The 16,417-nt window shown below is 38.2% G+C and carries 13 protein-coding genes and 1 riboswitch; of the genes, 3 read left to right on the top strand and 10 right to left on the bottom strand.

Features of this window, described 5'->3' with window-relative positions; translation table 11 throughout:
• Positions 1–1,028 precede the first annotated feature (1,028 nt).
• The 10 genes from IEV57_RS09985 to IEV57_RS09940 all read right to left on the bottom strand — a co-directional run bounded on the left by IEV57_RS09985 (position 1,029) and on the right by IEV57_RS09940 (position 10,114).
• Positions 1,029–1,265, bottom strand: coding sequence for a hypothetical protein (locus IEV57_RS09985; protein WP_188442260.1), 237 nt, complete (start codon positions 1,263–1,265; stop codon positions 1,029–1,031).
• Positions 1,266–2,073: 808 nt separating this feature from the next.
• On the bottom strand, positions 2,074–3,120 hold the full coding sequence (moeB, locus tag IEV57_RS09980; RefSeq protein WP_188442258.1) for a HesA/MoeB/ThiF family protein: 1,047 nt from the start codon (positions 3,118–3,120) through the stop codon (positions 2,074–2,076).
• Positions 3,120–4,247: a 2-iminoacetate synthase ThiH gene (gene thiH, locus IEV57_RS09975; RefSeq protein WP_188442256.1), complete on the bottom strand. Its 1,128-nt coding sequence runs from the start codon at positions 4,245–4,247 to the stop codon at positions 3,120–3,122. The genes moeB and thiH overlap by 1 nt, the downstream gene beginning before the upstream one ends.
• Entirely contained in the window at positions 4,240–5,007 is a 768-nt protein-coding gene (locus IEV57_RS09970; RefSeq protein WP_188442254.1) for a thiazole synthase, read from the bottom strand. Before IEV57_RS09970 ends, thiH begins: the two co-directional genes overlap by 8 nt.
• Before the next feature lie 274 nt (positions 5,008–5,281).
• Positions 5,282–5,932: a thiamine phosphate synthase gene (locus IEV57_RS09965; RefSeq protein ID WP_229744342.1), complete on the bottom strand. Its 651-nt coding sequence runs from the start codon at positions 5,930–5,932 to the stop codon at positions 5,282–5,284.
• A gap of 2 nt (positions 5,933–5,934) precedes the next feature.
• Entirely contained in the window at positions 5,935–6,540 is a 606-nt protein-coding gene (locus IEV57_RS09960) for a thiamine phosphate synthase (RefSeq protein ID WP_188442252.1), read from the bottom strand.
• A 1-nt stretch (position 6,541) separates the two neighbouring features.
• Positions 6,542–8,422, bottom strand: a complete 1,881-nt coding sequence (thiC, locus tag IEV57_RS09955) for a phosphomethylpyrimidine synthase ThiC (RefSeq protein ID WP_188442250.1) — start codon at positions 8,420–8,422, stop codon at positions 6,542–6,544.
• Positions 8,423–8,434: 12 nt separating this feature from the next.
• Complete coding sequence (gene thiS, locus IEV57_RS09950; protein ID WP_188442247.1) at positions 8,435–8,638, bottom strand: sulfur carrier protein ThiS; 204 nt, start codon at positions 8,636–8,638, stop codon at positions 8,435–8,437.
• A 92-nt stretch (positions 8,639–8,730) separates the two neighbouring features.
• Positions 8,731–8,823: riboswitch (TPP riboswitch) on the bottom strand.
• A 115-nt stretch (positions 8,824–8,938) separates the two neighbouring features.
• A complete protein-coding gene (locus tag IEV57_RS09945; protein WP_188442246.1) occupies positions 8,939–9,574 on the bottom strand; it encodes a hypothetical protein in 636 nt (211 codons plus the stop codon).
• 231 nt (positions 9,575–9,805) lie between these two features.
• On the bottom strand, positions 9,806–10,114 hold the full coding sequence (locus tag IEV57_RS09940; protein WP_188442244.1) for a hypothetical protein: 309 nt from the start codon (positions 10,112–10,114) through the stop codon (positions 9,806–9,808).
• A gap of 578 nt (positions 10,115–10,692) precedes the next feature.
• On the opposite strand from IEV57_RS09940, the gene IEV57_RS09935 reads away from it, so the two are divergent.
• The 3 genes from IEV57_RS09935 (at position 10,693) to IEV57_RS09925 (ending at position 16,406) form a co-directional block, all read left to right on the top strand.
• Positions 10,693–12,348, top strand: a complete 1,656-nt coding sequence (locus IEV57_RS09935; protein WP_188442241.1) for a tetratricopeptide repeat protein — start codon at positions 10,693–10,695, stop codon at positions 12,346–12,348.
• Positions 12,349–12,543: 195 nt separating this feature from the next.
• Positions 12,544–13,626, top strand: coding sequence for a phytase (locus IEV57_RS09930; protein ID WP_188442239.1), 1,083 nt, complete (start codon positions 12,544–12,546; stop codon positions 13,624–13,626).
• A gap of 11 nt (positions 13,627–13,637) precedes the next feature.
• Positions 13,638–16,406 carry a TonB-dependent receptor gene (locus IEV57_RS09925; RefSeq protein ID WP_188442237.1) on the top strand — a complete coding sequence of 923 codons (2,769 nt, stop codon included), beginning with the start codon at positions 13,638–13,640 and terminating at the stop codon, positions 16,404–16,406.
• The last annotated feature ends 11 nt before the right edge of the window (positions 16,407–16,417 follow it).

Genomic DNA, 16,417 nt, shown 5'->3' with positions numbered 1-16,417 from the left:
GCCTTCCCGCAATGCTGCGGGACAAGTCGTACATGCCTGCCTCACTTTAGGGAGGGCTACGAGGTATAGAGCCCCCCTGAGCCTGCCCCGAAGTATTTCGGGGGGCTACTTTCCTTGACTAGATTTTCGAGAGTAGTTTTGATTGAATTTAAAATGTCTTTATTACTGATATAATTACTGACTCCAGGCTTCTCAAAGGACGGCTTTTGCTAAGGCTAGATTAAATATATTAACCGTCAATTCCCCTCAAACCGTCTGATGCGGGCTGGACGACGGAGATCCGGGCCGGCGATGGCCTTGAGCGCGGATAGGATATCTCCGTCTTGACTTTTTTGTTACTTTTTGTGTCAAGACAAAAAGTAAGAGGTTTAAATATAAAATACTCTGACATTTTCTCTCGCAACTAAAAATCAACCCTTCACCCTGATTGCTTCAAGTCTCCTGACTTGGACCCGAGTGTCATAAACTAATAAACGCTTCCTTTCCCTCTCTAAATTCACTAATCCTCCTATCGTCCCGAGAGAAACCTCTTCTTTCTAAGATATCCACCGCCGGGACTCTGGGTCACGTGTGCACTTTTCCACCCTGCACTGCGGCGCATTAGGGTAGGAGTGACTATAAGTATTTTCTAGCGCCTTGTACAGGGCTATTCAAAGTTCAGCCCTTTCAGGGCTAATTCCCTTGACTACAATTTCTTACATCTCATCTTGTTGCCTCTAGCGATCTCTGTACCTCCGTTGAACTTTGCAAGTTTACATCAATGTAGAGATGCCTGCCTACCCAAAGGGATTAATTTCCTGCTACAAGGGATAGTTTACTTAATTTTAGGAATGCCTGCCTTCCTTTGGGTAGAATCTCTAAATACCAATTCCATTTGTGTCAATCCATAGCGCTTCAGCGCCAGAAATTAATAATCCCCATAAATCAAATTTCAATTCATCAGTTCCTAACCCTCTTCCAAATCCCTTAAATCTCAATTCGTTCAATTTTTACCTGCAGTAGGCAGGCGCGATCATCCTTTTTCCAATTCAACATTCAGCGTTCGACATTTTTTCCCTTTCCCCTTTTTCCATTTCCCTTTTTTCCTCCTTCATCCTTTCCCACCTTTCTCCTTTAACCTTTTCCCTTTCTCCTCTCTTTAAATATCCTCTGTGCCTCCTCTGTGCCACTCGGTGTAATAAAAAAACTTTGCTCTTTCCTCCTTTCTCCTCTTTTAACCCAATTAACCAATTCACCTTTTTTCTAATTCCTCCTTCCTCCTTCACCCTTCACCCTTCATCCTTTCTTTAACCTTTTCCCTTTTCCCTTTCCCCTTTCCCCTTTTCCCTTTTTTCTTTCTCTTTTCTTCAATCTCTCTAATGCTGCAACAAAAAAGAGTTTGAAATAACAAAAAAAGTTCCTTATTCTCCCCACGGCTAGTCAAGTAAACTAAGTTCAATTGTGGTTAAAATCCGAGTTTTTACCTCACTTTTTGAGGGATTTCTTCAATTTCACTATATTAAAATAATACAATTCAATATAAAATAATCATATTTATTTCCAAAAATACCCCATTTTCTCCCGTCTTCCTCCCGTCCGTGTTCCGACCGTGTCCCGTATCCCTCCCGACCATTCGCCGACTTTTGGCGAAAAACCAAGAAAACATATAATTATTCCAAGATTGTACTTTTCTAAGTCATAAAAATTGGAATCAGTGCAATTTGAGGAAAAGGGGAGGGGTGAAGAGCTTGTATTTATTACACAAATATGAGAAGATACATTTCAGCAAAAAGTCTTTTTTGCAAAGGCTTTTCTCTAGTGGGCTAAATCTTTATGGCTTTTATTGTTGGCTTTTTAGTTCGTTTATTAATAGTTTCAATTCTTATTTACTCTGTAAAACAGTTTGATATTTACTCGCAAAAATCCGTTAACTATTTTCAGGTAAAGTGTATTCCACTACCGTTTCACTCTTCTCTTTACAAACTACTATTCCAATTGCTATTGAAAGCCTCAATTTCAAAACAGGTGAGTACCATGGTTTGGTTAACAGAACGAACCACTTTACTTCTTGCTGATTCTAGCAAAATCACTAGCTTAATTAAAAGCTAACCCTCCTGATAGATTGAATATCTCACCAGTGTAATGTTCCCTCAAATAGTTAACAGCTGATTTACTTCGTATTCCACTTTGGCAGCAAACCACAAGTTTCTTATCTTTTGGAAGTTCCTTGATTCGTGTTGCTAATTGAGCCAATGGAATATTGATTCCTCCTATATTTTTGGAACTGAATTCCTTTTCTTCTCTAACATCTAAGATTATAATTCCATCTGAATCAGCTTCAATCGCTGACTGTAGTGTAGCGTAATCCATTTCAGGATAATCAATGACTTTGTTAGCAGGACGAGTGATGATATTCTCTCGATTTCTTTTTTGGATTTTGAAAACTGAGCTTTGATTTGTCAATGTATTGATGACCATGAGCTTTCCAGAGAGCGTTTCTCCAAGTCCACAAATCACTTTTATTGCCTCATTGGCCATATACATTCCGATAAGTCCTGGCAAAATTCCAATAACCCCGATTTCTGAGCAGTTTGGAACTTCATCAGAAGGTGGAGGCTCAGGAAATAAATCTCGGTATTGAGGACCGTCTTGGTAGTTGAAAACAGAAATCTGTCCCTCAAATTTCAAGATGGATCCAAAAATCAATGGGATTCCTATTTCAGCACATGTGTCATTGACCAGATATCTCGTAAAGAAATTGTCCGAGCCATCGATGACCAAATCATAACCTTCAAAGATTCCTTTGGCATTTTCATTATTCAGCCTGACATCATAGACTTTGGTTTTGACATAAGGGTTGAGTTCTGTTAGTCTTTTTGCAGCTGTATCTGCTTTAGCTTTGCCAATGTCGGTAGAATTATAAAGGATTTGTCTGTGCAAGTTGCTTAAGGCAACCCTGTCATTATCGACGATCCCCAATTGGCCAACTCCGCCTGCAGTCAGGTATTGGAGAATGGGACAACCCAATCCACCTGCACCAATCACCAAAATTTTGGCATTTCTCAATTTTTCTTGACTAGCCAAGCCAAATTCAGGCAACATGATTTGCCTGCTGTAGCGATTCATTTCCAATTCTTCCATCAGTAATTTGCTTTTGGATTTAAGGCACTGTCCCAATCTTTCCAAACAGGTTCATAACCTTGAGACTTGATCAATTGCGCGATCTCTTCGGGGCTTCTTTCGTCTGAAATCTCAAATTGCTCCAAAGCTTCAGGTTCTACTGCATAGCCGCCTGGGTTGGTTTTCGATCCTGCGCTCATGGAGGTGATTCCAAGCTTGAGAACATTGTTTCTGAATGTTTCGGATTCTCTAGTCGAAAGAGAAAGTTCAATTTCTTCGTTGAAAATACGATAGGCACAGATCAATTGTACCAGTTCTCTATCATTCATGGCAACTTTAGGTTCCAATCCGCCAGAGAATGGTCTGAGTCTAGGAAAGGAAATGCTGTATTTGCTTTGCCAGTAGGTTTTTTCCAAATAAGACAAATGTAATGCTGTAAAAAAGGAATCAGTTCTCCAATCTTCCAAACCTATAAGCACACCAAGTCCCATTTTATGGATACCAGCTTTGCCAAGTCTATCAGGCGTTTCTAGTCGGTAATCGAAATTTGATTTTTTCCCTTTTGGATGATGTTTTTTATAATCTTCCCGATGGTAAGTCTCTTGATAGACCAATACCGCATGTAGCCCATAAGGAATCAACGCTTCATATTCATCTTGTTCTAAGGGTTGTACTTCCAAGGAAACATTGGAAAAATGCGGACTGACCAACTCCATGGCTTTTTTAAAATAGTCCACATGAACGGTTTGATTTGCCTCACCAGTTACCAATAGGACATGATCATACCCCATTTTCTTGATCGTTTCCACTTCTTGGAGTATTTCCTTATCGCTCAGTGTTTTTCTACGGACCTTATTGTCAAAGCTAAAACCACAATAAGTGCAGATGTTGTTGCACTCATTGGAGAGGTAAAGTGGGACATAAAGTTGCATAGTCTTCCCAAACCTTTTTTGGCTGATCTGCTGACTCAGTTGGGCCATTTCCTCCAAAAATGGTTCGGCTGCAGGGGAGATCAGTGCTTTGAAATCTTCCAGATTTCTTTTGGGTGATCGCAAGGCATGGAGTACATCAGCTGCTGTTTTGCTGTAGATACCCTGCTTTACATCGTCCCAAGAGTAGGTGTTGAATAAATCTTTGAAACTAGACATCGAGGAAGGAAGTTAGTGGGCTACTTGCTACTGCGCCTGTATGTTTTGGTGCCAACCTGGCCTCAAATGCCATACGGCCAGCTTCTACAGCCATTTTAAATGCCAATCCCATGGCAACAGGATCGGGAGATACGGCAATGGCAGTGTTGACCAAAACGGCATCTGCACCAATCTCCATAGCTTTGGCTGCATCTGATGGAGCGCCAATTCCCGCATCTACTATGACAGGAACATGGCTTTGCTCAATGATGATTTCAAGAAAATCAATTGTTTTCAGACCCTTGTTGCTGCCAATAGGAGAGCCCAGTGGCATCACCGCAGCAGTACCGGCTTCTTCCAATCTTTTGCATAAGACTGGGTCAGCGTGGATGTATGGAAGTACGATGAATCCCAACTTTGCCAATGCTTCTGTAGCGATCAATGTCTCTATCGGATCAGGCATCAAATACTTCGGATCGGGATGGATTTCAAGTTTGATCAAATTGGTTTCCAATGCTTCCCTTGCCAATTGTGCTGCGAAAATCGCTTCTTTGGCATTTCTGACTCCGGAAGTATTGGGAAGGAGCTTGATGTGGGGGTGATTAAGTTTGGTCAATAGATCATCTTGAACTTGGTTTTTGAAATCCACCCTTTTCAAAGCGACTGTAACCAGCTCGGAGCCTGATGCTAGGAGGGATTTTTCCATGACTTCGGACGAACTATATTTTCCAGTCCCTGTGAAAAGATGGGAATTGAATGTTGTGTTGCCTATTTTTAACATGTTTTTTTATTTTTTGTATCCAAATCAGTTCTTCAAATCAAATTTGAGTCTGAATATGAAGGATATTAATGTGTCGATTATGGGAAAAATCCCTCGCCTTTAGTTTTTTACTTTGTGAACTTGGTGCTTTTACTTGGTGAGGTTTGTGGTAAAAATATAACCATAAAGATCACCAAGTTCTTCACTATGAACACGAAGTCTCGGATGCACTTTTGTAGGCTTTAGACGAAACCAAGCAGATCTAAATGCTCCATCTGTCAGTACTGCAATAGCTTTAAATTGGGATAGTAGAGTTCGAAAACTGATGGTTTATTTCCTCTATCTTTTGCCTTGGATCTATGGCATGATTGATCTCTCCAGATATGGCGACTCCATGGATTCCTGTTTTTAAAAGCTCTGGCAAATCCTCAGCGGTAATCCCACCGACTGCGATAACAGGAATATTTAATCTCAACTGTTTCATTTCATCCAAGATCTTTTGGTAACCATCAATACCCAGTATAGGACTTAGCTTTTCCTTGGTTTGGGTAAATCTATATGGACCTACACCAATGTAATCAGGGTCTGATTTCAGGTGCATTTTTATGTCTTCGATGGTGTTTGCAGTCGCTCCAATGATTTTGTTTTCTCCTAAAATCAACCTTGCTTCGGCAACAGACATGTCATTCAAACCTATATGAACACCGTCGGCATTTATTTCCTTTGCGATTTTCACATAATCATTGATGATCAGGATGGCTTGATGTTTATCACAGAGTCGCTTGGCTTCTCTTGCGATGGAAATAACTTCCTGTTCAGACTTATTTTTTAATCTCAACTGAATCCATTTGCATCCTGCTTCAAGCACATTTTCTATGGCTTCCAAGTGGGAGTTGAAAGGTTTTTCTTGGGAGATGTATTGAAGTTTGTGTATGTTTTTGATCATGGTTATGAGGCTTTACTTGTTTTTAATAACTTTTTAAGAATATCAACTCTTTGATTTTCTTCGATATTCCAAATGGCACCCAATACCGCAGCCCCATCAAAATTCATGGATTTTATCAAGTCTATATTTCCCAGGTGAATCCCTCCCAAAGCAATCACTTCGGGTGAGTTTTTTGGTTTTTCCAAAACGAAATCTGCCGAAACCGAACTTTTATACCCCTCTTTGGAAATACTGTCAAACACAGGACTGAAGAAAGTATAATCGAAATGGCTCAATTCATTTAGTGCAGAAATGTCATGAATGGAAGTGCTGATTTTCATTTCTCTTTCCTTGATTTTTATCAATTCCGAAATTGGGGTTTTGTTCCTTTCAGTTTCTGTGAAGTGCAATCTCTTCAATCCAAATTCAGCAGCTAAATCATGATGCTGGTGAATTGCGATCCGGTCATGATATTTTGGATCAATATGGGAGATCAGCTGATGCATCGATTCCAAATCGCTATTGGGTTTGCGGAGATGGAATATCCCCAAACCTGCTTCAAAGAGTCGATTGATATTTTCGGCTTCATTTGAAACAGGCCTGGGAGATGAAATGACAATCAGTTCCAAGTTACAGGTAGATTTCGTTTCCTTTTTCCGCAAATTCTTTGGCTTTTTCTTCCATTCCTTTTTCCAAAGCTTCGGTTTCTTCTAGGTCGTTTTCAGCCGCATATTTTCTGACATCTTGGGTGATCTTCATGGAGCAGAAATTTGGACCACACATGGAGCAGAAATGGGCGATCTTAGCACCTTCAGCAGGAAGTGTTTCATCATGGAATGATTTGGCTGTATCTGGATCGAGTGAAAGGTTGAACTGATCTTCCCATCGGAATTCAAACCTTGCCTTGCTCAATGCATTGTCTCTATATTGAGCTCCAGGATGTCCTTTTGCCAAATCTGCTGCATGGGCTGCTATTTTGTAGGTGATAACACCATCTTTGACGTCTTTTTTGTTTGGTAATCCCAAGTGTTCTTTTGGAGTCACATAGCAAAGCATAGCCGTACCGTACCAACCAATCATGGCTGCCCCAATGGCTGAAGTGATGTGGTCATAGCCTGGGGCGATGTCTGTCGTCAATGGACCCAAAGTATAGAATGGTGCTTCTCCACAATGGGCAAGTTGCTTGTCCATATTTTCTTTGATCAGGTGCATCGGCACATGTCCGGGCCCTTCGATGATCGTTTGGATATCATGTTTCCAAGCTATTTTGGTGAGTTCTCCCAAGGTTTCGAGTTCCCCAAACTGGGCTGCGTCATTAGCATCAGCAATACTTCCAGGCCTCAAGCCATCTCCCAAAGAGAAAGTGACATTGTAGGCTTTCATGATTTCACAGATCTCTTCGAAATGTGTATAGAGGAAGTTTTCTTTGTGGTGGGAAAGACACCATTTGGCCATGATAGAACCTCCTCGGGATACGATGCCCGTCATTCTTTTTGCTGTAAGCGGAACATACCTGAGCAAAACTCCCGCATGGATAGTGAAATAATCGACACCTTGTTCTGCTTGCTCAATCAAAGTATCTCTGAACAATTCCCAAGTAAGGTCTTCGGCTTTGCCATTTACTTTTTCTAAAGCCTGATAGATAGGGACAGTGCCGATTGGTACAGGGGAATTTCTGATTACCCATTCACGGGTTTCGTGGATATTTTTTCCTGTGGAAAGATCCATGATTGTATCAGCACCCCATCTGCATGCCCAAACAGCCTTTTCAACCTCTTCCTCAATGTTGGAGCTCACTGCGGAGTTTCCAATGTTGGCATTGATCTTTACTAAGAAATTTCGTCCGATGATCATCGGTTCTACTTCCGGGTGATTGATATTTGCAGGGATTACTGCACGACCCAAAGCGATTTCCTGTCTGACAAATTCAGGGGTGATAAAGCTTTTCGGTGTGTTTGCCCCAAAGCTGTTGCCATCATGCTGGTGGAGTAGGCAATTGTTTCCAATGTCATTTTTTCCCAATTCCGCAATCCTCTGGTTTTCCCGGATCGCAACATATTCCATTTCCGGAGTGATGATTCCCTGTTTGGCATAGTGCATCTGTGAGACGTTTTTACCCGGCAATGCTTTCAAAGGCTTGTTCAGATTAGGGAATCGAATCGGATTTAGAGTGTCGTCATTTTTTCTTTTTTTACCATATTCAGAACTGATATCCGAAAGGTACTCGACATCGTTTCTTTGGAGTATCCATTTTTCGAAATTCCTAGGCAAGCCTTTTTCGAGGTTTACTTGATAGGAAGGATCGGTGTATGGTCCGCTGGTGTCATAGACTGTTACTGCGGGGTTTTTGGTAGCAGGTAGGCCTTTGATGTGTGGTTGTGTGTCGTGCAACGAAATCTCACGCATGGGAACTTTGATCGCATGCAGTTCACCATCCAAATAGACTTTTGTGGAAGCTGGAAATGGGCTGGTGGAAATAGTTTGGTTGTTTGGTGTTTGTTCTGTTTTCATTTGCTTATGGTTTTAACCTCCTTGTGTAGCTTTGATAAGGATGATCGTATCACCAGAAGCAATGAAAGTATTCTCCCACTCTAATTTTGGTATCACAGATTGATTGACAGCAACGGCAATGCCTTCAGGTTTTTGCTGAACATGGTCTTGAAGTAACTGTGTGATAGAGCAAGTGTCCGAAATTTGGAGCGGTTCATTGTTTACGGTAATATCCATCCTTGCAATTGTTTGATTGAACATATAACTTCAGGAGTGGCCCGTAACAACGGATCAAAAAAAACGAAAATGCCATTCATCGACGGATAAATGGGCAGTTCTTCACTTTTCCCTTCGGCAGTACTAACTGCATCAGGTTCGTAGGGTATGATCTCAGTCCGTGTAGGACACCCCTAAAGTTGTCCCAAACCTATTGAAAACAAATTGGAATAGCAAGTGAGGAAAGGGAAAAGTGATTGTTAAGATTCCCAGGTTTAGCTTGATAAAATTACTTTTCTTTCAGGCTTTTTAATTTGTTGTTCATTGAAAACATCTTGTATTGTATTGCTCGATGATTTCTTGAATTGTGTTGAAATATCTTTGTTCAATTCCACTACTTAGTTCTACACATTCTGAAAAGTATCTGCTAAGTGTTTTTCTTTTCAATCCAAAAACTCCCTGTGTTGCTCTAATTAAAAATTGATCTTGTTCTTTTTTTAAGAGATCCATAGACATGGGGGTAGATTCTCCTTGTTCCCACCATTCTAACAGATAATGACTCAAATTCCCACCTTTTACTAACCTTAAGAAATGTTGTTTTCCTGATTTTTGATTGATTGTATAGATGGGATTGTCGAGAGTGAATTTATTTGAAGATTGGCTAAGCCAAAAGCTTTCATAAATCAAACCATCAACCCTAAAAGCCAAGATGTCTTTTCTATTAATTTTACGACTTTTTTGATTGGTATCTGTATATCGAATCTTTTTGAGATACCGAGGACTGAATCTCTTTTCATCAACATGAGTGACTTTGCCTCGTAAGGTATCACCCGAAATCAAAACGATGTAATCAATATCTTTTGTAGTTTGAGCTAAAGATAGGGATTGAATAAAAGTGAACAAAAAAGCAATTAAGGCAAATTTTCTTCGAGTATTTGTGTAATGATTCTTTTTCACAATTTGTAAATAATTACTTTAATCGTTTTACGAGTAAGAATTGAAAAGAGTTAAGAATCAAAGTTTAGACTTTTAATTTTTTATGCAATCAAAGACATTGTCACTCTTCTAGTATGTATTTAGAATCTATTATCTTCTACGTAGAAATTTTTTTATAATCATCTCTAGTATCCGATTTTCTTAATCGTTTTAAATTGGAATACTCAATAATTTACTTTTTTCTCAGGAGTTTTATTCATTTCTGTTCTTTCTAAGCTTCTTTTTGGTCTTTTTGTCGAAATACATGCCATCGGTATGCATATCAGAAATGGTACGTTTTATTGTACTTTTATACCTCTCTTTGACATCTTCTGAAATATCATCGTCATCAAAAAATGAACTCAATACATTGAATAATGCTGCTCGAGTAGGCCCTGTGGATTTCTCAAATTCATATTCATCCTCTTCCATTTTGATAAATTCTTTGATAGAAGTTGTAATGAATATTACGAACGCTATGACTACGAGCGATGTGAGAATAATTATATCTAAATTTTCCATATCACCTTTTCATGTTAAATATGATCAAAAACCCTAAAATTGTAGGGCACCACAAGCCTATAAAAATCGCTTTAAGGGGTTCTTTTTGAATAAGAAAATAATATTCTGATACGCCAATCAGAATTACAACCAATAGCATTAGAACTATCTCGGATTTTTTAAACTTCTTCATGAATTTTATTAATTAGATATGAGTATTAAGATGGTAAAAGCAGAAATTTCTCTGCATTTATGCGAAGCCAGCTGATGACTAAAATGATTCTGTTCCTTCAGGAATTGTAAGGATCAGTTAACATAACTCAATTCTTATCAGATAGTTTGAAGGTGTGCTTTGCCAAGCTTGGAGATAGTGGATTAAAATGTTCCACTATTTAAAATAGTTTTTGATTTCAAGGTGCCTTTCTGCACAATCCAATACCCATTCTTTTAACCTAAGAATCTCATTTTAGAAAAACCTTTGGTAAGCAAATCATTGAAATAGGTGTATTGCCTTTTATACCAGTAGTAAATTAACTAAACTTAATACAAAATACATTTTTTGGTAACACCTAGAAAGTATATAATTACCAATTTTGAAAATGAATTCTAGGGTCTTTTTATTCTTTTTTTGTTTTTTAAAGTCCATTTATGGATTTGGTTATCAGCAAACTGATAATGCTACATCATCAATATTACAAATTGATTCATTGATCAATCGAGCAGAAAAATTTCAATATACCCATCCAGATTCTAGTTATTATTTTGCAACGCAAGCATTAGAAATCGCTAAAGCTAATTCATTCAATTTACAAGAGGCTGCATGTTTGCAATTTTTAGGCGAAATTCTATTTCAGCAAGGAATATATTCTGAGGCTGCGGAAAAGTGGAGAAAGTCATCGTTCATTTTCCAAAAAGAAGATAATTATGAAGGGTTGATTGATAATTATAATTTCTTAGGAAAGCTATATTCTAAAACCAAATCGCCTAATCTTTCACTTGAGGCCCATAAAAAGGCATATGAATTGGCAAGAGATAGCGATAATAGGAGAGGACAAGCAATCTCTCTGGGTTGGATAGGCGGATATCACGAAAAAAACGGTGATTATGCTTTGGCACTTGATTGTCAATGGAGCGCGCTTAAAATTCTTCAAGCTGATGGATTGGACGAGCTATCTGCCGATATTAAGGAGAATCTAGGGAGTATTTATGAAGATACTGAGGACTTTGATTCTGCTTTCTATTATTTCAAAAAGGCTTACTCCCTGAATCTTCAATCTGGAGATAGTCTAAAGTTGATCAATAATATCAACAATCTGGGTGACATTTATCGAAAAAAAGGGCTGTTAGATACAGCACTATTTCTTTCCAATCAAGCTCTAGAATTGAGTCGACGGTTGCAAGATAATTATCAGTTGAGCAGCGCTTACAGGGATATGTCAAAAGTATATCAAGAAAAGAGAGATTTCTATATGGCCTTTACTTACTTAGACAGCAGCAGATTGACATATGAAGATATTTTTAGTAGCGAAGCTGCAAGGCAGATGGCATTAATGGAAGCACTTTATGAAGTTGAATCAAAAGATCAAGAAATTATAAAACTTCAACATATTCACTTAGTTGACACGAGAGTTAAAATATTATTAGTCATTTTAGTTCTAGTCATCGTTGGGCTAAGTTTGCTGTTTTACAGTAGGCATAAGCTTAAGACGGAAGCCGAAAATGCACATATAAAGTATGAAAAAGAAGCTGCAGATACTAAACAAAGGTTGATAGAAATTGAATTAAGGAATATTCAGCTGAAGGAAGAAAAGATGATCCAAGATATGCAGTCTAATTCTAAAGCACTAGCGGCAGAAACGCTTCATGTCATAGATAAGAATAGACTCATGGAGGAGATTAGAGAAAAATTAAAAACCACCTTAGTAGATGATTCTAAAGAGCAGAAAAAAAAGATTAGGAATCTTATTAAAATGATTGATAACAATTTTGTACGAGATACCGATTGGGATGATTTCAGAAATAATTTTGAAAAAGTGCATGAAACCTTCTATAAAAATATTCAATCTCTCTCTGATGATTTATCACCTGCGGATCTAAGACTGGCAACATTGATGAAGCTTAATCTTAGCTCAAAAGACATCGCCTCCACCTTGAATATTTCTGCGGAAAGTCTAAGAATATCAAGGTATAGGCTTAAGAAAAAACTTAATCTAAAAAAGCAGGAAAGTTTACAGAATTTTATCCTCAGTTTATAAGAAACAATTTATTAATCTATTTTTAACATAATTTAAATAATTGAATATCAATTTTTTAAGTACATTTTTTTAAAATCTTGTTGTCGTTTTGTTAACGTTTTTTTTACCCTATGTTGCTCTTTTGATAACATGTTTTTCTCGGTTTTCAGCTTGTCCTGCTACTACCTTTGACCAAACAAAAAGCACTTAAAGACAATGTTAAAAAATTCAATTTTCTGCTTTACAGCCTTAGCGATTTTATCGGGTTGTCAACAAAGCCAAACATCTGAAGAGGTAATTCAAGATACCGAAGTCGTCAAGCCTATCTTTATTACTGATACGCTCAAACACGATTCAGATGATCCTGCTATCTGGATCAATCCCACAGATCCATCAAAAAGTTTGATTATAGGAACAGACAAAGACATCGACGGAGCTCTTTATGTATTCAATCTGGAAGGTAAAACTATTGACTCTTTGGTAGTCAGAAATCTAAAGAGGCCAAATAATGTCGACGTAGGATATGGATTTCAAGTAGGGGATCAAAAAGTAGATTTTGCTGTAACAGGAGAAAGATTTACTTCTAAATTAAGATTTTACAGCTTGCCAGATATGAAGGAAATCGTTGAAGGAGGTATTGAAATTTACCTGGGAGAAACGGGAGAGGAGTATAGAGATCTGATGGGAGTGGCGGTGTATCACAATCCTACAAGTGGAAAGCATTATGTAATTGCTGGAAGAAAAAATGGCCCAACTGATGGTACATACTTATGGCAATATGAAATGATTTCCTCTCCGGAGGGATTGAAATTAGAGCTAGTTAGAAAATTCGGTCAATACAGCGGTAAGAAAGAAATTGAAGCTATTGCTGTAGACCATCAATTAGGATATATCTATTATTCTGATGAAGGTGTAGGAGTAAGAAAATACTACGCAGATCCAGAAAAAGGGAATGAAGAATTGGCACTTTTTGCCCAAGAGGGTTTCACACAAGATCACGAAGGAATCTCTATTTATCAACTTGATGAAAAGACTGGATACATTTTAGTTTCAGACCAAGAAGTAAATCAGTTTCACGTATTTCCAAGGGAAGGGAATTCTTCTAATCCCCATCAACATGAGTTGATTACCATCATTAAAACTTCATCCTTATCAAGTGATGGCTCGGAAGTGACAAGTGTGCCTTTGAATGAAACATTCAAAAAGGGTCTCTTCGTCGCCATGTCAGATGATAAAACATTTCAATTATATCGCTGGGAAGATTTGGCCGGTGATATTCTCAAGTCAAAAAATAACTAACACTAACCAATATGAAAAAACAATTACTAATTCTAGTAGCCCTATTTTCAATGGGTTTATTAAGCTTTCAAGCTGCTGCACAAGGAGTCTTGAGAGGCAAAGTGGTAGATTCACAGAATCTTTCTTTACCAGGAGCCAACGTGGTACTAAAAGGGACCTCTATTGGATCCGTGACAAATCAAAATGGCGAATTTTCAATTTTAAATCTTGACGCAGGTTCTTACGAAGTCCTTGTGACTTATTTAGGCTATTCGTCTGTTACCCAAAATGTCATCGTTAAGGATGAACAGACGGTTTCAGTGAATTTTAAACTAAGTGAAGCATCTATTGATGGCGTCGAATTTGTAGTTTTTGGAGATAGATTGAAGGGTCAAGCTAAAGCCCTAAATCAACAAAAGAATAATGCTAACATTACGAATATCGTCTCTTCTGATCAAATAGGCCGATTTCCAGATGCAAATATCGGAGATGCGCTAAAGCGTATTCCTGGGATTACCATGCAAAATGATCAGGGTGAAGCAAGAAATATCATCATCCGTGGTATGGCTCCACAATTGAATTCTGTGACTTTGAATGGGGAGCGACTTCCATCGGCAGAGGGGGATAATCGTACTGTTCAGATGGATTTGATTCCTTCAGATATGATTCAGACCATTGAGGTAAATAAAGCAGTCCTCCCAAATATGGACGCTGATGCAATTGGTGGGTCAGTTAACTTAGTGACAAGACAAGCTCCAAATGGACTAAGAATCTCTGGAACAGCAGGGTCTGGAGTTAATTTGCTTTCTAATAAACCAATTTGGACAGGTGGTGTCGTAGTTGGTGACCGCTTTGCTAATGGGAAATTAGGCGTGATCTTCTCGGGTTCTTACAATGATCATAATTTCGGATCGGACAATGTGGAGGCAGTTTGGTATAACTCGGATAATGGAGTGACTTTAGAAGAGTTTGATATTAGAAAATATGTTGTTCAACGAATCAGGAGATCAACTTCATTGGCTTTAGACTACGAAATCAATAGTAACCATACGCTATTCTTGTCAGGGATGTATAATCACAGAGATGACTGGGAAAACAGGTTTAGAATGAGAGTAAGTCAATTAGATAGAGCTTTTGACGACGGTAACTTTACAGAGACTTCTCCAAATATCTTTGCTACTAGAGGGAGAGTTGAAGTTCAAACTAAAGGGGGACTAGACAGTGACCGGGTGAAAGGTACGCGTTTAGAAGATCAGCGAGTATACAATTCTACACTTGGTGGTAGCCACCTTTTCAATAAATTGAAAATGGATTGGAGCGTCACTTATGCAAAAGCTTCTGAAGAAAGACCGAATGAACGCTATATTTCTTATAGGTCATCAAATAGAAACGTGACTGTAGATCTTGCTAATCCCGAAAAACCTTTAGCGATTTTGAGTAATCCAGCTGATTATTTAGGTTTAGAGTTTAGATCGATTCAAGAGCAATACAGCTATACTTTTGATCAAGATTTGAATGCGAAATTAGATTTCAAATTACCTTACAATGAAAAAGGTATTCTCCAGTTTGGCCTAAGATATAGAGGAAAAGACAAAGAAAGATCAAACAATTTCTTTGAATACGAACCATTAGATGAAGATGCCTTTGGAGCTACAGTTGGAGCTGTTCCAAATAGAGATTATTCAGATCCTAATTATCTTGCTGGTTCACAATATGCAGCAGGAACTTTTGCTACTCCTGAATTTATTGGTAATTTAAACCTAAAAAACAGTGCCCAATTTGAGGAAACAGATGTCTTAGAAGAGTATGTGCCTGGAAACTATGTTGCTAATGAATCAATCGTTGGTGCTTATGTGATGGCTGATCATCAGTTTTCTAGTAAGTTCTCCGCAATTGCAGGTCTGAGATTAGAAACTACCTCCATTGATTACACAGGAAATATTTTTGATGTGGATAATGAGCAATTCTCTTCAACTATGGGAAACCAAAGTTATTCCAATTTTATGCCTGGTTTGCACCTCAAGTATGATTTAGACCCGAATAGCATTGTTCGTTTCGCTTGGACTAATACAATAGCAAGACCAAACTACTATGATTTGGTACCCTATGCATTCTTCAGTCCTGAGGATGAAGAGTTGGAAAGAGGAAATCCAAATCTAAGACCAACGACTGCAATGAACTTTGATTTGATGGCAGAGCGCTATTATGATAATGTAGGCTTAATTTCTTTTGGAGGATTTTACAAGGATATAGACAACTTTGTCTACACCATTACAACTCAAGGGTTTTCAGATCCTCAGTTTGGTTCTGGTTTACAGTTTTCAAGACCTGAAAATGGAGGAACTGCCTCTGTCTACGGATTCGAAACTTCCTTTCAAAGACAGATTTGGAAGAACTTTGGTATCTATTTGAATTATACATTCACCAAATCCACTACAACTGGAATTGAAGGACGTGAAAACGATGAACTACAACTGCCTGGAACGGCTCAAAATATGTTCAACGCATCTCTATCATATGAGAATAAAAAGTTTGTCGCTCGAGTTTCACTTAACTTCGCATCGGATTATTTAGACGAATTAGGAGGAGAGAGTTTTGAAGATAGATATTATGATAAGCAAACTTTCCTAGATGTTAATGCTTCTTATGCATTCTCTCCAAAATTGAGGGTTTTCTTTGAAGGAAATAACCTAACCAATCAGCCATTGAGATACTATCAAGGAATTCGATCTCGTACGATGCAAATGGAATATTACAATGCACGACTAAACTTCGGTTTGAAGTTTGACCTTTTTAATTAATGTAATTATTA

This window comes from Belliella aquatica (assembly GCF_014637795.1).
In the GTDB taxonomy this organism is placed as follows: Bacteria; Bacteroidota; Bacteroidia; order Cytophagales; family Cyclobacteriaceae; genus Belliella; species Belliella aquatica.
Note: the sequence above shows the minus strand (reverse complement) of the source record. Positions and strands in the feature narration are given on the sequence as shown.